Below are 23,645 nucleotides of genomic sequence, written 5' to 3'. Positions count from 1 at the left end.
CCTGTGGGCCATGTCATATGGTCAGTATTTATCCGATACCGTAATCCACATTTGTGAATGGATGATACCGGGGTGTCGGAGGTTATCGGGGGTATCCTTACGGTGTTTATTGTGGTGGCGCTTGTTGGCATTATCTTTGGCAATCTGATGCACCTTGGAGATGTCAGTTCCATGGATGGCTATCGTACCCGGTATGCAGTTGTTGATGGTGAAGCGGTCCCTGCACTCTCGGCACCTGGCACGTGGGATGCCGATTCAATCAAGATTCATTTTGTTTCCTGCAATACGCTGTATTTTGACTATGAGGAAGGGACTCATAGCGGCATTGAGGGCACCCGATTTGTTCTCATTGATCCGGATGGGGGGTCACATGAACTCATTTCATCAGTGACAATGACAGGGAAGACGGTATCTCAGGGTGCAGAATTGTACTGTTTTACCCTTTCTTCCGACATCAGTGGGCCGTACTACATCACAAATTCATATGCAAGAATCGCAGATGAGAGCATCCTCGGTGGGGCGTTGTCATACCCGAAATCTCTTGCGTCGGGGACCTGGCGGGTGCAGATCATTGATGATAGTCTTGGGGTTCTCATTGCCGACGAAGTGGTGACGATCTGAATTTGTTAATCTGCAGCAGTCGGGGTGAAGGCTTTCTGGTACGGACAGGATAGTATTGGTGAGATACATCTGATGACACAAACCATTGGCCCGACACTCAGACAGCGCCTCCACGGCCTTGCCGCATTCCTCCCGCTCTTTGAGCATCCCGACTTCAGCTTTGGGCATTGGAATGAATCAAAAGAGGCGTCTCCCGGCGTTATGACGATGCCGGATTTCTGTTTCTCCGGTAATGCCGAAGCGTTTATCCGGGCAGCTTATGACCTTGGCTGGGTCCGGACAGACTTCAACTGGCTCGACTGGGCACATACACCGGAAGCCGAAACGCTGCGTGACGACCCCGCATGCATGGGCCGTGCCACCCCGGACCAGCTGTCCCGGCTTCTTACGGTGGTCATCCGGCAGGAGCGGTTCTGTGAAGGGGCGATTGAATCTGCCTTTACATCCGGTCTTTTGACTGCAATCTGCCGGCGGGCCGCCCATCTCGAATCTGAAACGGATGATGGGGGAGTATGACGAGTGACTCATCCCTTTTTTTTGCCTGTAAGACCGGACGGCTGGATGGGCTGATGAGTGTGAGGTGAGGGAGCACCGGGGATGGGCCGGTCACACCGGGGTGCTCACATGGGTCATGGAAGATATCCCTGCCTGTGTGCCGGTGAATCTGCATCTGTTCTGCATCTGTTCTGAATCTGATCTCACCATGATCGTTCCGCTGGCTTTATTACTTAATTATCGTCCTATATTTCAATTCTTGCCTGAAATCCATAATCAATTAAAAATGTATATCCTGTGATGTACCAACAGAAATATAATGGATGATTCCGGAATTTCACAGAATATCGGAAATATTCTCATGATATTTCTCCTCGTGGCGTTTGCCGCTGTGATCTTTACCTATGTGATGCATGTTGAGGAAGACAGTTCAATTGGGGACTATACTCCCCAGTACGCCATCATGGATGCCACCGTTGTTCCGGCACTTTCGGCGCCTGCCACGTGGAATGCGGATGCGATAAAGATCCGGTTCACGTTCGGAAACGAGCTTGACCTCCGGTATGAGGAAGGGGTGTATGCGGGGACAGAAGGTATCAAATTCATGCTTATTGATCCAAACGGCGGTTCGCATGAGGCCATGCAGTCTGTCACCATGAAAGGGCAGAAGATCAATCCCGGGGCTGAATTCTGGTATTTCACCGTTTCACCCGGTATAAACGGTCAGTATTATATCACAAACGCCTACTCCCGCATCGGAGATGACAGCACCTGGGGAGCCAATTGGTCCTATCCGCAGCCCTTCGGAGATGGGACGTGGCGGGTTTTGATAAAGGATGATAATCTGGGTGTGATTATTGCGGACAAAGAGGCGGAGATGTAAAGAGGAGCACCATGCGGTGCAAACAGCAGAATATGCACTCGTGCATTTCCGTTTTTTGCGTGTATGCTCTCAGGCGTGTAGTTACACCCTCCCGGGATGGGCGTACCTTTTATTCCATGACTGCTGTCAATAGTTCCGTGTATGATCCTCAGACACGCAGATGATGTCCCGGCAGAAGAGATCAAAAAGCCGGGTTTTTCAAACATAATGGCCCGGTTTCTGTTGACCGCTGCCGATGACAGCCCGCAGTCCGCTCTCTGGCTTCTGGAATTTGGCCCGGGCGGGTCCACAAACTGGCACCGGCATCAGGAAGAGCAGATATTATACCTGCTGGAAGGGGAAGGGGTCGTTGTCGGTGATGACAAAACGGAGACGCCGGTCCGTGCAGGCGATGTCATCTATACCCTTCCCTGTGAAAATCACCTGTTCATGAATACGGGGAAGGGCACGCTGAAGATGCTCGGCGTTGTGCCCATCCTCTCGGGAATGACCGGGAAAAAAACCACGGCGTGCGATGAATAGATGAAAGGTACTTCTGCCGTGTTCGTCACCGCGGCACACACCTCCTCACGTGGCATGGGTTTTCGGGATGCCCTGTTCCGGCATCACAGAAGGGTTTCCCCGGAACAATGGCGCCTATTAAATGGCACCGCCCCCCCGGCTGTTGCCGGACTTTGGCAACTCCCGGTATTATTGTGAGCTATTATCAACGGTCTTTACCGGACACTGCCCTTACTGGCGCCCCCTCCTGTCGGAATACGATGGATAACTCCATCGCAGGATGGGTGTCAGAAACGAATGCTCGTAACAATAATCCCCTATGATGGGCATACATGACAAGAAGTTATGCTCGAATTAAAATTTATACGAAACAACCCGGACGTCGTCAGGGCGGATCTCACCAAGAGGGGCGATGCCGAAAAGCTTGCCTGGATCGACGATCTGCTGGAGAAGGATATCCGGTCGCGTGAGATGCAGATCGAGATCAATGTCATGCGAAACCGGCGCAATATCATCAGCCGGGAAATAAAGGAAGCAAAGAAGGCAAAACAGGATGTGACAGCGCTCCTTGAAGAGGCAAAATCCCTTCCTGCAAAGATTAAGGAAGATGAGGCGGCACTTGAGGAGATAAACCAGAAACTGCGCTTCTACCAGATGCGGATTCCCAACATCCTTCATGAGAGTGTTCCCGTGGGATGCGACGACTCGGAAAACGTCGAGGCGAAAACCTGGGGTGAACCTCTTGTTCCTTCTTTTGAGATGAAAAACCACGGTGAACTTGCGGTCGAAAAGGGCCTTGCAGAGTTTGAGCGGGCAGCCAAAATATCCGGCTCCGGCTTTTACATGCTGAAAGGCAATCTGGCGCTCATGGACCTGGCCCTCCAGCGCTTTGCCCTTGATCTCCTTTGCGAACGTGGCTATACCCCGGTCATCCCGCCCTATATGATGAACCGGGCCGCATATGAGGGTGTCACCGATCTCGCGGATTTTGAGAATGTGATGTATGCGATTGACGGCGAGGACGAGTTCCTGATTGCCACCAGCGAGCACCCGATGGCCGCGATGTACATGAACGAGATCTTCGAGGAGAAAGATCTCCCGCTCAAGTTTGCCGGGGTAAGCCCCTGCTTCCGGCGTGAAATCGGATCCCACGGGCTTGACACGCGGGGTCTCTTCCGGGTTCATCAGTTCAACAAGGTCGAGCAGTTCATCTACTGCAAACCCGAGGATTCATGGGGTCTGCTTGACGAACTCCTGAAAAACGCAGAGGATATCTTCCAGATGCTCGGCCTTCCGTACCGGGTGGTTGACATCTGCACCGGGGATATCGGAACCGTAGCTGCAAAGAAGTACGACATCGAGGTCTGGATGCCCCGCGAGAATACCTACCGCGAGCTTGTGTCCTGCTCCAACTGTACGGCATACCAGTCGGTGCGGCTCAATATCCGGGCACGGGACGCCCATGACTTCGAGACCAAAAACTTCGTCCATACCCTCAACAGCACCGCAGTTGCAACCACCCGCACCATCCGGGCGATTATGGAAAATTACCAGGAAGAGGACGGCACGGTTGTCATTCCTGAAGTGCTGCGCCCCTATATGAACGGCGCAGAAACCCTGTAATACTTTTTTTTGTGGCGCCGGTTCCCGAATATTTTTCAATAGTAACTTTCGCTCTGAGTTTCACCCTGGTCTCTCCTTTATTGCGATAGGAAGAGAAAATGCTGGGAATTACTGAGATTTCCCTCTGTTGAATCAATTTTTAATCCTTAATGAGAATACCAGTATGAATGACCTGTTTGCAGGAGTAAATCCGGAAATAAATATGAACGATAATTTGGACGTAATTGTGACAATCGGGGATTAAAAATGAATGTGGAAAACCTTCGCTCAATAACAAAAAGACCAATACTATACGAAAAAGGAAATGCCGTGATGTGGGATGATGAACACATCTCAAAATTCCTTCTTAAGACTCATTTAAGTCAGGAATCGGATCTTGCAAGCAGAAAGAGGCCTGCAATCACGAAAACTGTTAGCTGGATTTTAGAGCAGTTGGGAAAAGAGAATGCCGACATTCTGGATCTTGGATGCGGGCCAGGGTTATACTGTGAGATTTTCGCAGAAAAAGGGCACAGAGTTACCGGTGTTGATCTCTCAAAACGCTCGATTGAATATGCAAAAGAGAAAACTGCTGAGAATAATTCACATATTACATACATTTGCCAGAATTACCTTGATATCAGCTTTAAGGAGAAATTTGATCTTGTTGTAATGATCTTTTGTGACTTTGATGTGCTCCTTCCTGATGAAAGATCCCGGCTTCTTGAAAATGTGTATGCTGCATTAAAACCCGGAGGGGTTTTTATTTTTGATACCATGAACGCAAAGACTCCTGAGATAATGAACATCCATGCAAAGACCTGGGAAGTTACTGATTCCGGTTTCTGGAAAAACAGGCCGTACATGGCATTATCCGAATCATTTCATTATGAGTCGGAGAATGTGATTCTCAGCCAGACAGTTGTCTGTTCCGAACCGGATGAATATCAGGTCTATCGTTTCTGGACTCATTATTACACCTATTCTGATTTACTGCCCATATTGGAGGATAAGGGTTTTTCAGGCATAATCTGCCATGAAAACCTGTTGTCCCCTGAAGAATTCCAAAGCGGGGATGCAGTGACATTCTATACGGCATCCAAGGGTACGTGAGAACTTTTGGGGAGAGGTAATTCAATCTCTTTTTCCTCTTTTCTGTTCGATGCAACAGCATTGATTTTTACTGGCAGGTTTTTAGAATATCATTTCGGAGAATCCCTGTTCCCAGGCATGGTATTCTTCAGGAGTGTGTTCCCCGGACAGAACGAAAAATGCTGAAATGGTGGGTTAGAACCCTGTAAAGTCTGTATTGTCCCATTTCTGAAACCCGCTGTGCATGAGGTGCCATGCGGGAATCAGGAGAAGGATGCCTGCAAACGCAAAGAGCGGACTGATGAATGCAAGGGTAATGAGTACCAGTATCGGCGGGCCGATCAGAAGCAGGTAGGTCAGAAAGATCCTGACATTATAAATCAGGGTGGAAGGAGAGAGTCCACAGAACCGGACCATGACCGAGAGTGCAAAAAATGAGGTGGTAAGGGATAAAAGCAGCGCATGCGGGATGAATGCAGCAGTCCCGGAAGAAAGTGCAACGCAGATCAGAAATATGACGGGAAGTGCCTGCAGGACGGTAAATGACTCAATCTTTGCCTTTATCACCGACGATATCTGAAGGGGCAGGAACATGTACGACGCAATCGCATCAAATTCGGTCAGCCATGTATACATCGTCGAGGATATGACGCCTGTTACCACCGCAAAAATGAATAGCAGCTTTTCCTGCGGAAGAAATCCCCCCATGACCGAAAGAATAAGCCAGATCAGGCCCAGCGGCAGAAGAAATGAGAACAGGGTCTGGCCGATTCCGATACCGCTCCGGTAGAGATCGATGAAATCCTTTGCAACCAGATCATGTGCAGGCAGTCCGGCAAGATTTCGCGAGAGCGGGGTGTGCCGGTTTTTGTAGTGCTTCTCCGCACTCTGGTAATCGGAGGTGAAAAAGATCATCGAGAGGGCAAACAGCGTGAGAATTACTCCCACGGATACTGCAAGGGTTTCAGCCGAGAATGAATAAAAGACTGTGAGCGGTGGGAAAAGTGCAGTCACCCCTCCGTTAAACCCGAATACGAACAGAGCCGCCGATGCCGCCGTGATTGCAATGACAACTGCAAACGCTGCCTTGCTTCGGGAATATCCCGCCGATAGCAGAAACACTGCACACAGGCCGGTGAGAAACGAGAGGGTGAGTGTCAAAAGGGCGAGAAGCGGATAATGCAGACTCATCCCGAGAAGCGGTGCTGCCAGGATAAATCCTAAACAAAATGGCATCACCCAGAGGATGAAGTAATAGACGATGTCTTTGACAACGAAATTCAGAAACAATCGTTTTTCTGAGACCGGAAGGCTGCGTGCAGAATAAGCAATCAGGCTTGCCTGCCCGAACCGCCGGTTCATGATCTCTTTTCCCATCAGGCCGAATGAGCCGACCATGATCCCCAGAAGGGCAAAGTTTGCGTGCATCGCGATTACCAGTATGGACAGGTCCATCATGGTACCAATCAGGGGGATCAGGAATGCCCCCATAAAGGCGATTCCAAAGATGAGCACCGGAAAGAGGGCAAAATTCAGGCTGCCAAACAGCGTTGAATGCATCCTCCATTCTTCTTTGAACATGGTGGTAAAAAGTTCAAACATCCATGTGCCCTCGTTCGACAAGATCCATGAAAAAATCATCCAGATGAATGTGTTTGTCTGTAAGTTCCCTCACTGTTCCTGCATGCAGCAGGTTCCCTTTATGGAGAATGGCAAAGTCTGAACAGATATCTTCTGCAATTTCAAGGATATGGGTGGATAAAAAGATGGTTTTGCCGGAACGGACGTAATCTGTTAAAAAATGCTTCACCTTTCGCTGCATGACAGGATCGAGGTTAATCAGGGGTTCGTCAATCAGCGCAAGTTCAGGAGTATGAAGAAATGCCTGGGCAAACATCAGCTTCTGGCGTGTTCCCCGTGAGAGATCCTTGCACAGGACGTCTCGTTTGTCTCCGAAATCAAGGTAATCAAACCACCATTGTGATTTTTCTTCAATGTCCTCGATATTTCGTATCTTTCCGACAAAGGCCAGATATTCTTCTGAGGTGAGAAAACTGGGGGGCGTCTCCTGTTCCGGGATGATGCCGACCGCCTGTCTGACTGCAACAGGTGCGGTGGAAGGGTCGATGCCAAGCACCCTTGCTGTTCCGGAAGATGGCTTCATCTGCCCGGTGAGCATCTTAATCATCGTTGTCTTTCCCGAACCGTTCTGCCCCAGAAGCCCGAAGAGGCTGCCTTTTTCGACAGAGAGGCTGACCGAATCAACGGCCCTCAGGTCTCCAAAACATTTTGTTATGATATCGGTTGTGATGGCAGACGGCATGAAAAACTCCGATAATGGTAGTTTTCTGATTAAATGCAATATATATGTAGTGATAACCGCATTTGGGAAATGTTAAAATTGTATGCCGCATAATGCCGCATAATGCCGCATTTCGGGTGGTATTCTGGCAGAAGCATTGGTGGTGCTCTCTGCAAAACGTGCTCATTCCTTCTGAAGTGATGTATATGGTCTTCGCAGTGTTGTCTCCTGTACTGCATATTTATACAATGGTGTGCAAATATGTGCATAGGTGATGCCGGTGGAATGGAAACCGCAATAACACTGAACATATCATTGGAAAAATTTGAAACGATTGCAGAATACTGCACAAAGCCCGCGATAATCCCCCTCTGTACAATCCTGCCGGAAGGTTTCATTCCTGCGGGTGAATATGCATTTATTCTTGAATCCCTCGACAGGCAGAGGCGGGATGCACGGCACTCGGTGATGGGCATCGATCCCGTGCTGACCATATCCGTCGGAGAGGATGTCGGTCTGGCTGGCGACGAGCAGTATGTCGCCTCTGCACGGCGGGTGGCGGCCGGCAGAACACCGGTGGATATCGTCCGTTCCATTGTTGATGCCTTTACGGTATACGCAGAGAACACGCCGGAATTTACCGGGTGCTTTGCCGGATACTTTGCCTATGACCTCGTCTACTCACTGTACAGCCGGATTACTCCGTCTCATCCGGCAGATGCCGTGACGCCGCTGGCTGAGTTTATGCTCACCCGTGAAAGCATTGTCACCGACCATACTGAAAATATCAGCTACCTTTTCAGTTACCCGCTGATCACGGAAGATTCAGTTCCTGCAGAGGAATACCGGAATGCGGAACGGCGAATCAGGGAGCTGGTCCAGAAACCTGCAGGGCAGAAGAATAACACCGGGACGCCCGCTGAGATACGTCCCGCCCCGAACCTTACACAGGAGGCATTTGAAGAGCAGGTGGCGCAGGCACGGGAGTATGTCCATGCAGGTGAGATTCTCCAGGCCGTCATCTCGCGGAGGCTGACCTGTGACTTTACGGCGCCACCCATCGCCCTGTATTCAGCCCTCAGGGAAGTAAACCCGAGCAATTACATGTATTTCCTCGACTTCGGGAAGCGGCAGATTATCGGCTCCAGCCCGGAGATGCTGGTGCGGGTGGAGGGACGCACCGTCACAACCGTCCCCATCGCCGGCACCCGTCCACGGGGACGAAACGGTGAAGAGGACATTGAATTGGCGCAGGATCTCCTCGCTGACCGAAAGGAATGTGCGGAACATCTGATGCTTGTCGATCTGGCCAGAAATGATCTGGGCAGGGTCTGCACCTATGGCTCGGTTGCCCCGGAAACCTTCATGGCAGTCGAGAAGTTCTCCCATGTCCAGCATATTGTCTCACGGGTGAGCGGCGAACTCAGGGGGGACTGTGACCGGTTTGATGCCTTTATTTCCTGTTTTCCGGCAGGGACCGTCTCCGGTGCCCCGAAGATACGTGCCATGCAGATTATCGATGAGCTGGAGAACGAAAAACGAGGCATCTACGCAGGGGCGGCAGGCTACCTCGGGCTGAACGGGGACCTGAATCTTGCGATTGCCATCCGGACGGTTATCATTGAGGACGGGAAGGCCTCGGTCCAGTCGGGGGCCGGGATTGTTGCAGACTCAGTGCCGGAAACGGAATTTGCCGAGACCACCATAAAAGCCGGAGCCATGCTTGCGGCCATCAAAATGGCGGAGGAGCGATCATGAAGGTGCTTGTTATTGACTGCTACGACAGTTTCACCTACAACCTCTGCCAGATGATCGGCCGTCTCGGTGCAGAGCCGGTGGTCGTACAGAATGATGTATCGGCTGATACGCTTCGTCTCCGGGATGTCGAGCGGGTCATCCTCTCCCCCGGTCCCGGGCGTCCCGAGGAATCCGGGCTCTGTCTCCATGCGCTCACGACCTTCTCACGGGACATTCCGACACTTGGTGTCTGCCTTGGGCATCAGGCCATCTGCCAGAGTTTTGGGGGGGAAATCGTACGGGCACAGAATCTGATGCACGGGATGACATCTCTCATATCACATGACCGGGCCGGAATCTTCTCCGGGATTGAGAACCCGTTTACCGCGACCCGGTATCACTCGCTCATCGTGGACAAAGCGACCCTTCCCGATGAACTGGCAGTGACCGCGGTCAGCTGCGATGACGGCTATGTCATGGGAGTCCGCCACCGCGATTATCCGATAGAAGGCATCCAGTTTCACCCGGAGAGCATCCTCACAGAACATGGTCTCCATATGATGGAGAACTTCCTGGGGAGTGGATGCCGGTGATGCAGCTTGCAATTGCAAAGGCGACGGCTCATACCAATCTTACCACAGATGAGGCGGCCTCTGCCATGGATCTGATGATGACCGGTGATGCCACGGATGCGCAGATCGGGGCATTGTTGACCGCACTGAGCATGAAGGGAGAGACCACAGCTGAGATTGCCGCCTGTGCGGGCGTGCTCAGGGAGCATGCCGCATCCATCCGGCCGCAGGTGAAAGGCACGCTCGTTGACACCTGTGGGACCGGCGGGGACATGCGGGGCACGTTTAATATCAGCACGGCAGCCGCGTTTGTGGCCGCCGGTGCCGGTGTCCCGGTCGTCAAACACGGCAACAGGAGTGTGAGCAGCCGGTGCGGTTCGGCGGACCTGCTGGAGCGGGTCGGTGTCTGCCTTACCATACCGCCTGAGCGGACATGCCGCATCATCGAAGAGATTGGCATCGGATTTCTGTATGCACCCCTCCACCATCCGGCCATGAAAACGGTTGCCGGACCGAGAAGAGAGATCGGGACACGCAGCATCTTCAACATCCTTGGACCGCTCGCAAACCCGGCCGGGGCCCAGGCCCAGCTCGTTGGGGTCTATCGCCCCGAACTCACCGGAACGGTTGCCGAAGTACTGAATACCCTGGGCACAGAGCGGGCGATGGTCGTCCATGGCGACGGGCTGGATGAGATCACAACGACCGGGGTCACACGGATCTCTGAACTGAAGAACGGGACCACAGAATGCTATGAGATCCGGTGCCGTGACTTCGGCATTCCTGAGGCCAGCCCGGCTGCACTCAGGGGAGGCGATGCAGAGCGGAATGCAGAAATGCTCATGGATGTGCTCAGAGGCAGCGAGGGGCCGGCACGCGATATCGTGCTCATGAATGCCGGGGCTGCCATCTGCATCGGCGGAGAGGCGCATTCGCTGGAAGCAGGTATCCGCCGTGCGGAAGATGCGATTGACTCAGGGCGGGCCCTGGGAAAACTTGAGTCCCTGATTGGCATGACCGGAGAGGCGCAATGATACTGGATGACATTATCCGGGCGACTCAGCTTCGCATCAGGGAGCCCGAAGCGGCCACGGAGATGGACTGTCCGCTGAGCCTGAAGGAGGCCATTACCTCTGTGCAGGACAGGCGTGCGGTGATCGCAGAGATCAAGTTCTCCTCCCCTTCAGAGGGTATGATCCGGGAACGAACGGACCCGGGAGAAATCGCAGAAGCATACCGGAAGGGGGGCTGTGCAGCCCTTTCGGTCCTCACCGAACCCGCATTCTTTGGCGGTCGGCCGGAAGATATTGCAGCGGTAAAGAGCGCTGTCTCCCTCCCGGTGCTGAGAAAGGATTTCATCATCGATATCCGCCAGATTCAGGAAACCCGGGCCCTCGGAGCCGATGCCGTGCTTTTGATCGCCGGTCTTCTGAAAGGGCGCCTCGGTGAGTTTGTCTGTGCCGCGTATGCAGCGGGCCTCGAACCCCTTGTTGAGGTGCACACACCGGCTGAAGCAGCAATGGCGCTTGCATCCGGTGCGGAAATAATCGGAATAAACAATCGTGACCTCCGGACACTGGAGGTCATTCCGGGGACAACGGCTGCACTGGCAGGGCCCCTGCGGAATGCCGGCAGAATTGTTGTCTCGATGAGCGGGATTCGCGGGCCGGAGGATATCCGGCGGCTTGCCCCCCATGCTGACGCCTTCCTGACCGGGACGGCACTCATGTCAGCAAAAGACCCGAAGATGATGCTGGAGGAATTAGTATGCGCATAAAGATATGTGGGGTGACCTCGACTGAGGATGCCCGTCTGGCAGAAGATGCCGGAGCAGATGCGGTGGGCATCGTTGTTTTCAGCGACTCTCCGCGTTCAGTAGCCGTGGAGTGTGCAGGAGAGATTCTTGACGCGCTCGGCCCGTTTACCACCGGGGTCTGTGTGACCGCGACAGAGAATGCCGAGGAGATTGATGAGATACTTTCCCTCAGTCCTGCGGCGGTGCAGGTGGGAGCAGATGTCTCCCTCCCCCGCACCCGTGCAAGAGTTCTGCGCATGGTTGCTCCCGGTGAGAAGACGTCCCATCCCTGCGATGCACTCGTAATCGATGCAAGCAGGGGAAAAGGACGGCCGTTTGAGCGGGAGTTCGCCCGGCAGGTGCTGGAGAGCTCCTCTCTTCCGGTTGTCCTTGCCGGAGGCCTCTCCCCGGAGAATGTCGGGGCGGCCGCCGCCCTCGGCCCCTATGCCCTTGATGTGGCATCAGGCGTCGAGAGCCGGCCCGGGATAAAGGATCCCCGTCTGGTGCGTGCGTTTGTCAGTGCGTGCAGGAGGCATGCATGAGCAAAGGGCGGTTTGGCCCGTACGGCGGGCAGTTTGTGCCGGAAACCCTGATGGCTGCCGTAACGGCGCTTGAGGAGGGGTATGGCTCCGTCTGCTCGACGAGCGAGTTCAGGGATGAGCTTGCATTCTACCTGAAGGAGTATGCCGGGAGGGAGACTCCCCTGACCTTCTGCAGGAATGTCTCAGCAGATATGGGATGCAAAGTCTATCTCAAACGCGAAGACCTCCTTCACAGCGGGGCGCATAAACTCAACAATACCCTCGGACAGGCCCTTCTTGCCCGTCATATGGGCAAAAAACGGCTGATTGCCGAGACCGGAGCGGGCCAGCACGGTGTCGCGACAGCCATTGCGGGTGCCGTGCTTGACCTCCCGGTGGAGGTGTATATGGGAGAGACGGACTGCAGACGCCAGCAGCTCAATGTATTCCGGATGGAACTCTTAGGGGCGAAGGTCATTCCGGTTACGGGGGGGACGGCGACCCTGAAGGATGCGGTCAATGAGGCGATGCGGGAATGGGCGGCCAGCAGTGAGGATTCGGCCTATATCCTCGGGTCGGTCGTCGGCCCGCACCCGTACCCGGAGATGGTCCGGGATTTCCAGACGGTTATCGGAAAAGAGGCCCGTGCACAGGTGCTTGAACGGGAGGGCTGCCTCCCCGATGAGATTATCGCCTGCGTGGGCGGCGGATCCAATGCCATCGGCATGTTCCATCCCTTCCTGAAGGACAATGTGGCACTCACCGGTGTGGAAGCCGGTGGCAGAGGGAATGAACCCGGCGAACACGGCGCATCGCTTGAAGCGGGGCGGCCGGGGATTTTGCACGGCGCCCTCTCCTACCTGCTTCAGGATGATGACGGGCAGGTCATTGACACATACTCGGTTGCGGCGGGCCTTGACTACCCGGCAGTCGGGCCGGAGCACAGCATGCTCAAAGATACCGGCCGGGTGCGGTATGAGAGCGTTCGTGACGATGCTGTTCTGCGGGCTTTCCGCTACCTCTCACGCAGGGAGGGTATCGTGCCGGCCCTTGAGTCGTCGCATGCGGTGGCCTATCTCATGAGAGAGCAGGGCCGGTTCGAAAAAGACGATATTGTCATCGTCAACCTCTCGGGGAGGGGTGACAAGGATATCTCACGGGAGGTAGTGCATGAACAGATTTGAAGAAACCTTTAAACAGCCGGCGTTCATCGCCTTTGCGGTGGCAGGCGATCCTGACGTGGAAACCTCGCATGCGGTGGCAAAGACCCTCATCCGGGCCGGGGCAGACATCCTTGAGCTGGGTATCCCGTTCTCTGATCCGGTGGGTGACGGTCCGGTTATCCAGCGGGCCGATGAACGGGCGCTTGCTGCCGGTGCAACGACCGATGCGGCCTTTGCACTGGTGCGGGACGTCCGGAAGGAATCGGATGTGCCTGTTGTCCTGCTGGTCTACTGCAACACGGTCTGTTCCCGTGGGCCCGCACGCTTCTATCGGGAAGCAAAAGAGGCCGGCGTAGACGGGATTTTGATCGTTGATATGCCGGTGGAAGAGGCGGATCTGGTGATGGAGCATGCAAAAGAGACCGGGATTGCACCGATATTTACCGTGACGCCGACCACTCCCTCTGAGCGGGTGAAACGGATTGCAGATATGGCCGGCGGCTTTCTGTATCTGGTCTCCCTCTCGGGGGTGACCGGGAAACGGACCACGCTCTCGGATACCGCCCTTCCCCTGATACAGGGGGTCCGGGAAGAGACCACGATGCCGCTTGCCCTCGGCTTTGGTATCGCGACAGAAACGCACGCCCGGCAGGCAGTGGCGGCCGGGGTGGACGGGGTAATTGTCGGCAGCGCCATTGTGGAAATAATCGAGAGGCACGCCGGTGATGCTGAGGGGATGCAAGAGGCACTCTCGGACTACATCGCCCGCATGAAGGCAGCGGTGGTGGATGCCGGCCGTGTCCGGTAGCCCTCCTCCTCGCCCTCTCCCCGCTGTTTTTTTTTTGCCCCCTTACCGGACACCGGATACCCGCCGGGAATCAGGACCGTTCCTGCCCGGCATGGGGGCAATTATTCTCTGCAGGTACGGTTTTTCACGTGGTCTGCTCCCTCGGCAGAACCGGAGTTCTGTTGTCCGGATAGCAGGATATCATGGTGGTTCTGCCCGTCTCCCGGTCATGTACAAACACATCGGCATATCCGTTCTCATCGCCCTCCACCAGACTGGATGCCTCAGATACAAAGACCACATGGCGGCCGTCACGGGAGAGGTCAGGGGCATTTGAGTTCCCGTTCCCGGGTGACCCGTCAGAAGCGACCGATATAAGTGTTGTCTGTCCGGTCTTGGTGTCACAGACGAAGACATCCTCCATCCGGTTCGTGTCTCCCGCAGCCAGGGTTTCGGCAGCAGATTCAAATGCTGCATACCGCCCATCCCCGGAGAGCGGAGGTGAACGTGACCACCCCAGCTCAAAGGTGCCGGGTGTTGCATCCCTCACACGGGTGGTCTCGTTTGTGAGGCAGTCGTGCACAAAGACATCATCCACGCCGTTGGTGTCGCCCTCCGCCAGATTGGAGGCCCATGACCGGAATGAGACAAATCTGCCGTCTGTTGAAATATCCGGGCTGACAGAGGAGCCGTTTCCCTCCGTGCCGTCTGAAGAGACAGAAACACGGACGGTGACACCTGTCAGGCGGTTGTACGTGAAGATATCGGTCTCGCCATTGGTGTCGCCCTGCACCAGGTCAGATGCCGTGGACGCGAGGACAACCACACGTCCGTCGCCGGAGATGGAGGACGGGCCGGAAAGTCCGTCTCCTCCGGTGATGCAGGTGGTCTCTCCTGTCTGCCGGTCGTGAACGAAGACATCCGCGACGGCATTCGTATCATTCTCCACCAGATTGGTTGCCCATGAGGAGAAGGTGACATAGCGGCCGTCGTCTGAGATGACGGGGTGTTCCGACCGGGCATTTCCCTGGGTGCCGTCGGAGGCCACCGAGACACAGGCGGTTTCCCCGGTCTGTGCGTCGAAGACAAAGATCCCGTAGAGGCCGGTTTTTCCTGAGACGTAATCTGATTGTGAGATGCGGGATGCTGTTTCAAAGGCACAGTATCTGCCATCACCGGAGAGCGAGGGATAGGTGAATATGGCGTATTTCTCCGGGAGTGCCGCAGCCTCTTTGACGCTGATGAGTTGGCCTGTCTCCTGACTGCGTATTCGGATGTCTGCCGGATACTGCATGAACGGCCGCTCCGGGTCGTCGGCACCGGTGACAAAGGCGACCATACTTCCGTCGCCGGAGATGGACGGGTACTGCGACCAGCCGGAAAACTGTGTCCCGTTCACGGCATCTTTTGGCATCTGTGCCCCGCGGTCTTCTGTGATGCATCCGGCGCAGAATATCAATGAAAGAATAAGGCAGAATGCTGCGACGCCCTTCATCCGGTTGCGGATCAGTGCTCCCGCTTTCACAAAGATGGCGGACGTATCGCATCCCCGGATCCTGTGGCCCATAGACAGGGATTTTCCTGTCCGGTATGGTAAAGGTTGGGATGCATCGGAGAGACGGGTACTCCCGGCAAACCTTCATGGCGGAGAAGATGAAATCCCTCTCCCATGAGAGAGCGGTATGACCAGATGAGTCCTGAAAGAAAAAACGTTCTTCTGGTCCTCTACCTTCTCGGCTTTGCGATTCTCACCGCTGCACTGTATGTGTACCCGGTTCTCGCTGTCATTATGCTCTTCGGGTATCCCTCAGGAGCCATGCTGTTCGGGTATCTGACCGGTGATGCAATCCGGGCATTCCTTGCAGGCACTTTCTCATACGTGTTTTTGCTTCTCCTGATTCTTTTCTCTCCGGGCTTTGCAACGTATCCCATGGATATGGCATATCTGCTCAGGTTTTCAGGGTATCATCTGATCCTGCCTCTCTGTCTCGGGCTGATCGGATGGATGGCTTCAAAAAAGGAGAGCCTTCCGCGGATTCTGGCTCTGCCTCTTGCTGCCCTGTGGATTCTGCTGTTTCTCTCCGGGATCTCATGAGGGGGAGGAGACGGCGATGAGATATCCGCCGTCTGCTGTTCCGATGCCCCGGAGAGAGTAGGGATTCGCCTGTATGTCGTATTCCTCTGTCCAGATTACCTGTCCCCCCGTATCATATGCGGTGCCGGTGATGGTGGTCTCCCCGGTGTCAGGGGAGAGGTATCCTCCGGATGGTGACGGGATCACATCTCCGCCGGTATCCGGGACTTCCTGCAATCCGGTTACGGCTCCATCGTCACTCAGGCTGATGAGGTGACTGGTGTATGCCTGCACAACGTTGCCCCAGAGATCTTTTGGGAATGTGGTGGTACGATAGAGGATAGTATGTCCGTTTTCGTTCTGCCAGGTGCCCAAAACGGTGTCGGTGTTCCCGTTGCCGAAGGATTTTTCCCACTGAATGGTACCGTCTGCATCGAGGCGGACAGCAACCGGATAAACCGTATATTGATTATCGGCCTTGATGTGCTTCCCTTCCGTGCAGACCAGAACGCCGCCATTATCAGCCTCCGTAAGGACGGCGAAGGATGGTCCGCTCCCTATTGTGTCGGGGGATACATCCCAGAGGATGGTCCCGTTTGCATCCAGACAGGCGGTCCGGTTTGTCCACGCGGCAACGAAGGTGCCGTCATCACGGGCCAGAAGGGAGACAGGTCCCTGTCCCTGGCTTCCGGTTGAAAGTGGTCTCGTCCAGAGGACTTCTCCCGTGGTCGTGATGTGCATGATCTCCGGCGTTTCTGTTGCAAGGAGAAATCCGCCGTCCGGTGTGGGGACGATGGATGTGACCGGGCTAAATCCGGATTGGATAGCAGACAAACGGGTGTGGTTGCCATCCCCGTCCAGCCGGATCAGATGAATGGTGTTGTATTCCTGGCTGTATTCTGTTGCCGTCAGGAGATATCCGTCCGGAAATTCGGCGAGGGCATCTGGCCCGTCATAGGTGCTGATGTCCACCGTCTCCTCCCACTCCGGACTGCCGTCAGGGGAGAGTTTCAGTAACCGCAGGTCGGTCGATTGCCCCGGTGAACCGCCGGTATAGGGGGCCGGGGAGATGATGGCCGTATATACGCCTGCAGCGGCAAGAAGCGGCGGAAGGACGATCACTGCGATAATTGCAACTGCTACCGGAACCAGGGATGCAGTTTTTCCCTCCTCCTCCCTCCTGATAGCTGAGGCAACACATCCGCCGGAGGCGGAGACAAGCATTCCGCAGGCAAGGATTACGAACAGTTGCGGCATTGTTGAGAGAAGCGACGAGAGAATGTATACAGGCTTTCCGATGAACGGCAGGACGCGGGCCACGCCTGCTGCGATGATGCCGGTCAGGGCGGCATGCAGGATGATCGGTTGCCGGGCATCCGTATGAAGCACGAAGGGAATCATGCATCCGGCAAAGAAGAGCACCAGCAGAAGAGATGCATACATATGGATGATTCCCATCCCGAGGAGGGTCTGGTTATATGAGGAAAGGTGCATCCATCCTTCCGGGAAGAGATGGATGAGCCCGGTGATGACGATTCCGGCACCGATACCGATTGCGGCGTCCCTGAGGACGGGGCTTCTGTCAGTCATATTTCACCTGCAGAGTGCCGTTTCATACTGAGAGTACAGCGCAGTTCACGAAATAGTTACTCGTACGACGGATATTTTCGCATCATTCATCTTCGTTCACCGGGTCCGGTGCCCGAATCGGAACCGGTATCGATTTCGCTATCCGATTCCGGCTATCCCCTGATATAACGTGAAACCGCAGGTGAAAGCACATATCCCTTCAGGAGAAAAATATCCTCTGATATGACGCTTCCCCCCGGCCGTCCGGCACCCGCCTTTGACCTCTTCAATGTCTATTTTGAGCGCATCTATGACCCGACGATGCACCTTGTCTTTGCGTTTGACGGGCACCTCGACGAAACGGTTCTGCAGACAGCCACCATGCGCCTGCTTGAAGCGAACCCGTATCTCCGGTCACGGTTTGCGGAAGAAAACGGGATGCCCCGCTGGGAGGAGATTTCCGAAGGGGAGTGGGGGCGGGCCTTTGAATGTCCGCCGCCCGGAAACGGTGATGTCACTCCGATGCCTCCGGAGTGTCCTCCGGCACCTCTTGACGTCCGGAACGGGCCGCAGCTGCGGGTAAGCCTGTCACGTGAGATGGGGGGCGATCGGGTCACGGTCACCTGCCATCACGGCTTCTCTGACGCAGGCGGCCTCCGGGATCTGGCACGCCAGCTTTTCCGGGTATATGGCGAGCTCGAACAGGACCCGGACTTCCGGCCCGCCCCCGCCGGGTGGTATGACCGGACTACTGGTCCGGTTCTTGCCCGGTTCACCGCAGAGGAGATGCAGGCGGCCCGCGATAGCGAGGAGCCCTTTGTGGATCGGTGGCGGTTCCCCGCCGAACGAACGGGGAGGGGGACGCCCAGGATTTCGTCCCGGACCCTTTCACCTGAGCGTCTCGGGCGGGCCAAGGCATTCGGGAAACGGCACGGCGCGACAATAAACGACATCATGATCGGTGCCTTCTTCCTCGCATTCCAAAAAGTCCGGAACAACCCCGCTGACCCTGACCAGCCCCGGTCCCTTCTGACCTCAGCGGATCTTCGCCGCCCGCTTGCTCTGTCAGGTGCTGCAGGCTGTCCGGCCGCTGCATACGCCGCCGATGAAACCGGAGCCAGTCTGCCCATGAACCTCTCGGTCGCCTATGAGGTCACCGTCACCGCCGGAGAAGACGCACGGCTGGAGGATGCCATCTGTCAGGTGACGGCGGTGACGAAGAAACGGAAGGCGGAGGGCCTTGCAATGGGGCTTGGGTGCATCCTCTTCTACGAGGAGATCTGTGCGGGCGGGATGCCTGCGGTCCGGCAGTTTTTTGATGCGATGATGCAGGGATATGAAACGACCGGGCAGAAGAACCCGGTATTCTCAAATATTGGAATATTCAGGGAGGAGGACTTCCTCCCGCCTGAAGGAATCAACGGGCACCCCCTCCGTCTCCGGGATGTCTGCCTCCTCCCCTGTGTCTGCTGGCCATACGGATTTCTCATGGCCCTCTCCACCTTCCGTGATGCGATGACGATTGTCACGGCCTATGAAGAGGGGCCGTATTCACGGGAGACGGTTGAGGAGTTTCTGGCGTTGGTGGAGTGGTATTTGCCGTAAGACGACTGAATCGAATGGATTATTCCTGGCAGAATTACAGGAACTGAAGATTGGGATGGTCTGAATATTCGTGATAGAGTGGTATACTCCCTGGAAACGGCGCAAAACAAAGAATGTATATCGCTATTCGCTTTTCATACAGAGTCGGAGGATACCGGATGCTCTCCTGAGCAAAAATGAGTATCAGGATCTTATTTTCGCCAAACCCTGACCGACTCAGCATGTGCATGCAGTCCTTCCGCGTCGGCGAGCGTCTCGACAATATCGCCGATCGCTTCCAGCCCTTCCCGGTCAATCATCTGGATGGTCGACGTCTTGCAGAAGGGGTCCACAATGATCCCTGAGTACATCCGGGCATATCCTGCTGTGGTGAAGGGGCCGGCGAAGATGGAGCCTGCATTCTCGATTTTTGAAAGAATGGCAAAGCTGTCCGCCACCTGTCATATCCGGGATGGACGATTGAGCTCTCTTTAAGTTCCCGTTACTTCTTTCCTTTGAGCAGTTCGTTGAACGCTTCTACTGTAAGGCCCGCGTCTTTGATGAGTTCACGTTCAGTCCCTTTTGATATTGGATTGTGATCCGGGATGACAAGGATTTCATCGCCACGGCTCATGATGATATGACTGCCACGTTTGCGTTCAACCTGAAATCCGATTTTTGAAAAAACCCGAACCATATCTTTTCCGGATATCGGAAGAAGGCGCTTTGTATTCATACTGCGAGATCAACGAGGATTGAACCCGGCTGTGATGTTACCTGACGGGAGGCGAGATCATGGGCGACTTCAAGATACAGTTCTATAGCTTCCTGCATATTTTCCAGCGCTTCTTCCCGTGTCCTGCCCTGAGAATGGCATCCCTTGAGGGCCGGACAGTGGGCGGAGTACCCACCGTCTTCTTCCTTTTCAAGAACGATATCAAGTTTCATATATATTCGGTCCCTGTATTGGTAGTCTGGTATTGGTTGTGTATGTATTAGCTTTTTGTGAGGATGCCTTTGTATGGATTATTGGCAGTCGTTATGGGGGTTGGGTAATCCCGTTTTCATATTCTGAGATCACTCAACAGATTCCAAAAATAGGTTGATATTCTTATTTCCGCCGAACCCTGACCGATTCAGCATGGGCATGCAATCCTTCCGCATCGGCAAGCGTCTCGACAATATCGCCAATCGCTTCCAGCCCTTCCCGGTCAATCATCTGAATGGTCGACGTCTTGCAGAAGTGGTCCACGTTAAGTCCTGAGTACATCCGGGCATACCCGGCTGTCGGGAGGACATGGTTGGTGCCGGAGGCATAGTCCCCGCAGGCAACCGCAGTGAAGGGGCCTGCGAAGATGGAGCCTGCATTCTCGATTTTTGAAAGGACGGCAAAGGTGTCTGCCACCTGGATGGAGAGGTGCTCGGGCGCAATCCCGTTCATCATGCTGATGGCCTCGTCCAGTGTCTCTGCGATGATGTAGCCGGAGTTCGCCAGTGCCTTTTCGATAATCTCTTTTCGTGGGCTCTGTTCAAACATCCGGGCCACTTCCGCTGATGCCGCCTCGGCAATGGCGGGGTCGGTCGTGACAAGGATGCAGGCGGCCTTCGGGTCATGCTCGGCCTGTGCCATGATGTCTGCTGCGATATACTCAGGTATCGCGGTGCTGTCTGCGATGATGCCAATCTCCGAGGGGCCTGCGGGGAAGTCAATCTCCGCATGGTCGCGGAGCATCATCTTTGCCGCTGTCACAAAGATGTTCCCCGGACCGACGATCTTCTGCACCGGTGCGACTGTCTCCGTCCCGAGGGCCATTGCAGCGATGGCCTGCGCCCCGCCGAGACGGTAGATCTCAGACACGCCAGCAATATCGAGGGCGACAAGCGTCAGGGGGTGGATGGGGGGTGGTGTGCAGCAGCAGATCTCTTTAACGCCTGCCACGCGTGCGGGAACTGCAGTCATCAGGGCGGTGGACGGGTATGCGGCCCTCCCGCCGGGCACGTAGGCGCCGATACGGGAGAGCGGCGTCGTCTTTACCCCGAGGGTGATGCCGGGCTCTGTCTCCTGCAGCCACATGCCGGTGCGTTTCTGCAGCTCATGGAACTGGGTGATTCGCGCCTCTGCCTCGATAAGGCGCTCAGCAATTTCGGGGGAAATATCATCGTATGCCGCCTCTATCTCCTCTTCTGTGACACGGAAGTCCTCTATCTCGATTCCGTCAAACCGGGCCGTCAGGTCACGCAGGGCGGCGTCCTTCCCCTCCCGCACCTGGCGTATGATTGCCTCAACCGGCTCCCGTACATCATCAAGGTCAGACCGGCGTGACTGCACCCACGCCTCGACCTGCAGCGGTTTCAACATATGGAGATGCGTTCGTTTCAAAATGGCATAATGGTACGTCTGGCAGGCGTTCCTTTCTGATATACATCCGGCGGGAAGGGAAGGGCATGGTAAATAAATATTGTTGACATTTGAGCAAATGTAAAGAGTTATATTCAGAAAAACCCGATGCTCTGTGAGGATATCTGAACCGGATGCCGAATACCCTGCGGAAGGGACTTCGTGTGGCAGGTACGACGGCATAGCACCATACCTCATGATCTTTCGTACCTCCTGCAGACACCCGACAAATGTGACCTTCAAAGGAATTCTCGCCCAAAGCTCATTTCCGAGCATTCCCTCACTCTGCCTGGCCGTTTGTCTGGTCGTCCTCCTCCCTTCCGCCCTGCACGAACCTGTGATCCCCTGCACCCTTCAATCACTGTGGAATCATCAACCCCTCCCAAACGGGAGCAGAACCAATCTCATGGACCCGGGCTCACACCCAGTGGCCGTATCACATAGCCCGACCCTCGTACGCCTGCCCCTCACCGGAAGGAATACAAGGATCATATACCGCTCCAGTAACACCATGCTTCCCACAACCCTGTGAGCGGCCCTGACGGTTCGTGCACTCAGGCAGAATCTTCCTCTCAGTCTGAACCGGCACACGCATCCGGCACACTGTCCTTGGATGGGGGCCTTTCGTCGCACCGGGTGCATATGACATACTGCACCCACCCGGCGGAACGCTTTAGCCCTCTGTTTTATTCTTCGGATTGTTCTTGTGGAGTATTCGTCTCTCCGGCACCTGCTTTGCGCCCTTTGCGTTTCCGGTACCCGATTCGTCCCCATGCAAGAACCATGCCGACAATGAATGCAATCGTGATGGTGCCTGCGAGGGAGAGCACTGCCATGACGCCGGTCACCACGGGAGAGTCGGTTTTGGTCGCATGAATCCCCAGCTCGATTGCCACAAACAGCAGGAGGGCACCGAATATGCCGGTGGGAATGATGGAGAGCACGCCTGCTGAGGCGAAGAAAATGGCAAAGGCGAGCAGGATGATGCCTGCGATGATATTTGCCCCGCCGGTGCGTGCGCCGAAGCGGTACTGTCCCGCCATGCCACCTGCGCCGTGGCACATGGGAAATCCGCCGAAGGGAACCGAGACCAGGTTCATCACCCCGATGGTTGCAGAGAGGCGGTCCGGTTTTATTTCGTGGCGGAAGAGGTCAATGGTCAGAAGAGACGTGGCCAGAATGGCATTGGTGATGGTGAGCGGCACCTGCGGGAGGACAAGGTCGGTGAATGCCGGGACAAACACCCCCGGTGAGGGCAGAAAGAGGGTTGGAAGGGCAGGAAGGGCAAACTCCGGCATCCCGGAGATGAGTATCCCTGCTCCCACACCTCCGAAGACCACGATAAGGGCGGAGATATCCGGCAGCCGGGTATACTTCGCACCGACCCAGAAGAGTCCGATGACAAGGGTTGCCACGGCAAACGGAATGATGTCCCCCGTCGCAAATCCAAAGGCTGAACGGAGGAGCAGGAGTGCAAGGCCCGCCTGAACGCCCCGGATGACATTCTGCGGGATGTAGCGCTTCAGCGTCTCCATCCATCGCATCAGACCTGCCAGAAGAAAGAAGATCCCGACGATGATGCCGGATGCAGCAATGATATCCTGCGTCAGTGAACCGGCTATTACCACTGCCCCGATGGCCTTCATGGGCTCGATGGGTACCGGCAGGCGGTAGTAATACCCGGAAATGATGAACCAGACCGCGAAAAAAAAGAGAATATGGCTGATGTGCATGTCTGACACGAGGGCCACCCCGAAGACAATCGGCAGAATCGTTCCGAAATCACCCACCGATCCGGCAGCCTCCCGCAGGGTAAATGCGGGTTTCGGCAGGTCCTCTTTGTTATATGGATGTTCTGTCAGCAGGTCCATGTCATCTCTCCGGTTTATTCCGGTCAAATCAGGATAGTATCATTATTTCTGACGATAGGTATTGCTATTCCTCTCTCT

Annotated in this window: 24 protein-coding genes; 15 read left to right on the top strand and 9 right to left on the bottom strand. The window is 55.0% G+C overall.

Annotated features, from left to right (window positions below):
- Nucleotides 1-57 precede the first annotated feature (57 nt).
- The 6 genes from L1S32_RS07640 to L1S32_RS07615 all read left to right on the top strand — a co-directional run bounded on the left by L1S32_RS07640 (nt 58) and on the right by L1S32_RS07615 (nt 5,215).
- A complete protein-coding gene (locus L1S32_RS07640) occupies nt 58-621 on the top strand; it encodes a hypothetical protein (protein WP_278154428.1) in 564 nt (187 codons plus the stop codon).
- 72 nt (nt 622-693) lie between these two features.
- Entirely contained in the window at nt 694-1,137 is a 444-nt protein-coding gene (locus tag L1S32_RS07635; protein WP_278154427.1) for a DUF6508 domain-containing protein, read from the top strand.
- Between the two features lie 298 nt (nt 1,138-1,435).
- On the top strand, nt 1,436-1,999 hold the full coding sequence (locus L1S32_RS07630; RefSeq protein ID WP_278154426.1) for a hypothetical protein: 564 nt from the start codon (nt 1,436-1,438) through the stop codon (nt 1,997-1,999).
- A gap of 141 nt (nt 2,000-2,140) precedes the next feature.
- Nucleotides 2,141-2,521 carry a cupin domain-containing protein gene (locus L1S32_RS07625; RefSeq protein ID WP_278154425.1) on the top strand — a complete coding sequence of 127 codons (381 nt, stop codon included), beginning with the start codon at nt 2,141-2,143 and terminating at the stop codon, nt 2,519-2,521.
- A gap of 324 nt (nt 2,522-2,845) precedes the next feature.
- Entirely contained in the window at nt 2,846-4,123 is a 1,278-nt protein-coding gene (serS, locus tag L1S32_RS07620) for a serine--tRNA ligase (protein ID WP_278154424.1), read from the top strand.
- 246 nt (nt 4,124-4,369) lie between these two features.
- Nucleotides 4,370-5,215 carry a class I SAM-dependent methyltransferase gene (locus tag L1S32_RS07615; RefSeq protein ID WP_278154423.1) on the top strand — a complete coding sequence of 282 codons (846 nt, stop codon included), beginning with the start codon at nt 4,370-4,372 and terminating at the stop codon, nt 5,213-5,215.
- A 174-nt stretch (nt 5,216-5,389) separates the two neighbouring features.
- Here L1S32_RS07615 and L1S32_RS07610 read toward each other — a convergent pair whose 3' ends face one another.
- Together L1S32_RS07610 and L1S32_RS07605 are read right to left on the bottom strand one after the other, a co-directional pair.
- The gene (locus L1S32_RS07610) at nt 5,390-6,754 is read right to left on the bottom strand and encodes a hypothetical protein (RefSeq protein ID WP_278154422.1); all 1,365 of its coding nucleotides are present in this window, start codon (nt 6,752-6,754) and stop codon (nt 5,390-5,392) included.
- A gap of 34 nt (nt 6,755-6,788) precedes the next feature.
- Nucleotides 6,789-7,517 carry an ABC transporter ATP-binding protein gene (locus tag L1S32_RS07605; RefSeq protein WP_278154421.1) on the bottom strand — a complete coding sequence of 243 codons (729 nt, stop codon included), beginning with the start codon at nt 7,515-7,517 and terminating at the stop codon, nt 6,789-6,791.
- 264 nt (nt 7,518-7,781) lie between these two features.
- Between L1S32_RS07605 and L1S32_RS07600 the strand changes: the two genes are divergently transcribed.
- Genes L1S32_RS07600 through trpA form a run of 7 tightly spaced genes read left to right on the top strand, consistent with a single transcriptional unit; the run spans nt 7,782 to nt 14,092 of the window.
- Nucleotides 7,782-9,254: a chorismate-binding protein gene (locus L1S32_RS07600; protein WP_278154420.1), complete on the top strand. Its 1,473-nt coding sequence runs from the start codon at nt 7,782-7,784 to the stop codon at nt 9,252-9,254.
- A complete protein-coding gene (locus L1S32_RS07595) occupies nt 9,251-9,826 on the top strand; it encodes an aminodeoxychorismate/anthranilate synthase component II (protein WP_278154419.1) in 576 nt (191 codons plus the stop codon). The genes L1S32_RS07600 and L1S32_RS07595 overlap by 4 nt, the downstream gene beginning before the upstream one ends.
- The gene (gene trpD / locus L1S32_RS07590) at nt 9,817-10,839 is read left to right on the top strand and encodes an anthranilate phosphoribosyltransferase (protein ID WP_278154418.1); all 1,023 of its coding nucleotides are present in this window, start codon (nt 9,817-9,819) and stop codon (nt 10,837-10,839) included. Before L1S32_RS07595 ends, trpD begins: the two co-directional genes overlap by 10 nt.
- Nucleotides 10,836-11,582 (top strand): indole-3-glycerol-phosphate synthase, encoded by a 747-nt coding sequence (locus tag L1S32_RS07585; protein ID WP_278154417.1) that lies wholly within the window; start codon nt 10,836-10,838, stop codon nt 11,580-11,582. Before trpD ends, L1S32_RS07585 begins: the two co-directional genes overlap by 4 nt.
- Complete coding sequence (locus tag L1S32_RS07580) at nt 11,573-12,142, top strand: phosphoribosylanthranilate isomerase (RefSeq protein WP_278154416.1); 570 nt, start codon at nt 11,573-11,575, stop codon at nt 12,140-12,142. Before L1S32_RS07585 ends, L1S32_RS07580 begins: the two co-directional genes overlap by 10 nt.
- The gene (gene trpB, locus L1S32_RS07575) at nt 12,139-13,305 is read left to right on the top strand and encodes a tryptophan synthase subunit beta (protein ID WP_278154415.1); all 1,167 of its coding nucleotides are present in this window, start codon (nt 12,139-12,141) and stop codon (nt 13,303-13,305) included. Before L1S32_RS07580 ends, trpB begins: the two co-directional genes overlap by 4 nt.
- Complete coding sequence (trpA, locus tag L1S32_RS07570) at nt 13,292-14,092, top strand: tryptophan synthase subunit alpha (protein WP_278154414.1); 801 nt, start codon at nt 13,292-13,294, stop codon at nt 14,090-14,092. The genes trpB and trpA overlap by 14 nt, the downstream gene beginning before the upstream one ends.
- A gap of 124 nt (nt 14,093-14,216) precedes the next feature.
- On the opposite strand, the gene L1S32_RS07565 is transcribed toward trpA, so the two are convergent.
- Nucleotides 14,217-15,638 carry a hypothetical protein gene (locus L1S32_RS07565; RefSeq protein ID WP_278154413.1) on the bottom strand — a complete coding sequence of 474 codons (1,422 nt, stop codon included), beginning with the start codon at nt 15,636-15,638 and terminating at the stop codon, nt 14,217-14,219.
- A gap of 123 nt (nt 15,639-15,761) precedes the next feature.
- On the opposite strand from L1S32_RS07565, the gene L1S32_RS07560 reads away from it, so the two are divergent.
- Nucleotides 15,762-16,166 carry a hypothetical protein gene (locus L1S32_RS07560; protein ID WP_278154412.1) on the top strand — a complete coding sequence of 135 codons (405 nt, stop codon included), beginning with the start codon at nt 15,762-15,764 and terminating at the stop codon, nt 16,164-16,166.
- Here L1S32_RS07560 and L1S32_RS07555 read toward each other — a convergent pair.
- Nucleotides 16,161-17,735: a hypothetical protein gene (locus L1S32_RS07555; protein ID WP_278154411.1), complete on the bottom strand. Its 1,575-nt coding sequence runs from the start codon at nt 17,733-17,735 to the stop codon at nt 16,161-16,163. The genes L1S32_RS07560 and L1S32_RS07555 overlap by 6 nt on opposite strands.
- A gap of 222 nt (nt 17,736-17,957) precedes the next feature.
- Between L1S32_RS07555 and L1S32_RS07550 the strand changes: the two genes are divergently transcribed.
- Nucleotides 17,958-19,319, top strand: a complete 1,362-nt coding sequence (locus L1S32_RS07550; protein WP_278154410.1) for a condensation protein — start codon at nt 17,958-17,960, stop codon at nt 19,317-19,319.
- Nucleotides 19,320-19,510: 191 nt separating this feature from the next.
- Here L1S32_RS07550 and L1S32_RS07545 read toward each other — a convergent pair whose 3' ends face one another.
- From L1S32_RS07545 to L1S32_RS07525, 5 genes are all read right to left on the bottom strand, one after another.
- The gene (locus tag L1S32_RS07545) at nt 19,511-19,756 is read right to left on the bottom strand and encodes a histidinol dehydrogenase (RefSeq protein WP_347403343.1); all 246 of its coding nucleotides are present in this window, start codon (nt 19,754-19,756) and stop codon (nt 19,511-19,513) included.
- Between the two features lie 44 nt (nt 19,757-19,800).
- Nucleotides 19,801-20,034, bottom strand: coding sequence for a type II toxin-antitoxin system HicA family toxin (locus L1S32_RS07540; protein WP_278154409.1), 234 nt, complete (start codon nt 20,032-20,034; stop codon nt 19,801-19,803).
- On the bottom strand, nt 20,031-20,246 hold the full coding sequence (locus L1S32_RS07535) for a type II toxin-antitoxin system HicB family antitoxin (RefSeq protein WP_278154408.1): 216 nt from the start codon (nt 20,244-20,246) through the stop codon (nt 20,031-20,033). The genes L1S32_RS07540 and L1S32_RS07535 overlap by 4 nt, the downstream gene beginning before the upstream one ends.
- Nucleotides 20,247-20,409: 163 nt before the next feature.
- A complete protein-coding gene (hisD, locus tag L1S32_RS07530; protein WP_278154407.1) occupies nt 20,410-21,657 on the bottom strand; it encodes a histidinol dehydrogenase in 1,248 nt (415 codons plus the stop codon).
- Between the two features lie 725 nt (nt 21,658-22,382).
- Nucleotides 22,383-23,567 carry a putative sulfate/molybdate transporter gene (locus tag L1S32_RS07525; RefSeq protein WP_278154406.1) on the bottom strand — a complete coding sequence of 395 codons (1,185 nt, stop codon included), beginning with the start codon at nt 23,565-23,567 and terminating at the stop codon, nt 22,383-22,385.
- Nucleotides 23,568-23,645 lie beyond the last annotated feature (78 nt).

This window comes from Methanogenium sp. S4BF, assembly GCF_029633965.1.
Classification (GTDB): Archaea; Halobacteriota; Methanomicrobia; order Methanomicrobiales; family Methanomicrobiaceae; genus Methanogenium.
Note: the sequence above shows the minus strand (reverse complement) of the source record. Positions and strands in the feature narration are given on the sequence as shown.

Bases quoted from the DNA above. Each gene is read 5' to 3' on its own strand.
- L1S32_RS07640 (WP_278154428.1), top strand. From the start codon at position 58: ATGGATGATACCGGGGTGTCGGAGGTTATCGGGGGTATCCTTACGGTG.
- L1S32_RS07635 (WP_278154427.1), top strand. From the start codon at position 694: ATGACACAAACCATTGGCCCGACACTCAGACAGCGCCTCCACGGCCTT.
- L1S32_RS07630 (WP_278154426.1), top strand. From the start codon at position 1,436: ATGGATGATTCCGGAATTTCACAGAATATCGGAAATATTCTCATGATA.
- L1S32_RS07625 (WP_278154425.1), top strand. From the start codon at position 2,141: ATGATCCTCAGACACGCAGATGATGTCCCGGCAGAAGAGATCAAAAAG.
- serS (WP_278154424.1), top strand. From the start codon at position 2,846: ATGCTCGAATTAAAATTTATACGAAACAACCCGGACGTCGTCAGGGCG.
- L1S32_RS07615 (WP_278154423.1), top strand. From the start codon at position 4,370: ATGAATGTGGAAAACCTTCGCTCAATAACAAAAAGACCAATACTATAC.
- L1S32_RS07610 (WP_278154422.1), bottom strand. From the start codon at position 6,754: ATGCATTCAACGCTGTTTGGCAGCCTGAATTTTGCCCTCTTTCCGGTG.
- L1S32_RS07605 (WP_278154421.1), bottom strand. From the start codon at position 7,517: ATGCCGTCTGCCATCACAACCGATATCATAACAAAATGTTTTGGAGAC.
- L1S32_RS07600 (WP_278154420.1), top strand. From the start codon at position 7,782: ATGGAAACCGCAATAACACTGAACATATCATTGGAAAAATTTGAAACG.
- L1S32_RS07595 (WP_278154419.1), top strand. From the start codon at position 9,251: ATGAAGGTGCTTGTTATTGACTGCTACGACAGTTTCACCTACAACCTC.
- trpD (WP_278154418.1), top strand. From the start codon at position 9,817: ATGCCGGTGATGCAGCTTGCAATTGCAAAGGCGACGGCTCATACCAAT.
- L1S32_RS07585 (WP_278154417.1), top strand. From the start codon at position 10,836: ATGATACTGGATGACATTATCCGGGCGACTCAGCTTCGCATCAGGGAG.
- L1S32_RS07580 (WP_278154416.1), top strand. From the start codon at position 11,573: ATGCGCATAAAGATATGTGGGGTGACCTCGACTGAGGATGCCCGTCTG.
- trpB (WP_278154415.1), top strand. From the start codon at position 12,139: ATGAGCAAAGGGCGGTTTGGCCCGTACGGCGGGCAGTTTGTGCCGGAA.
- trpA (WP_278154414.1), top strand. From the start codon at position 13,292: ATGAACAGATTTGAAGAAACCTTTAAACAGCCGGCGTTCATCGCCTTT.
- L1S32_RS07565 (WP_278154413.1), bottom strand. From the start codon at position 15,638: ATGGGCCACAGGATCCGGGGATGCGATACGTCCGCCATCTTTGTGAAA.
- L1S32_RS07560 (WP_278154412.1), top strand. From the start codon at position 15,762: ATGAGTCCTGAAAGAAAAAACGTTCTTCTGGTCCTCTACCTTCTCGGC.
- L1S32_RS07555 (WP_278154411.1), bottom strand. From the start codon at position 17,735: ATGACTGACAGAAGCCCCGTCCTCAGGGACGCCGCAATCGGTATCGGT.
- L1S32_RS07550 (WP_278154410.1), top strand. From the start codon at position 17,958: ATGACGCTTCCCCCCGGCCGTCCGGCACCCGCCTTTGACCTCTTCAAT.
- L1S32_RS07540 (WP_278154409.1), bottom strand. From the start codon at position 20,034: ATGAATACAAAGCGCCTTCTTCCGATATCCGGAAAAGATATGGTTCGG.
- L1S32_RS07535 (WP_278154408.1), bottom strand. From the start codon at position 20,246: ATGAAACTTGATATCGTTCTTGAAAAGGAAGAAGACGGTGGGTACTCC.
- hisD (WP_278154407.1), bottom strand. From the start codon at position 21,657: ATGTTGAAACCGCTGCAGGTCGAGGCGTGGGTGCAGTCACGCCGGTCT.
- L1S32_RS07525 (WP_278154406.1), bottom strand. From the start codon at position 23,567: ATGGACCTGCTGACAGAACATCCATATAACAAAGAGGACCTGCCGAAA.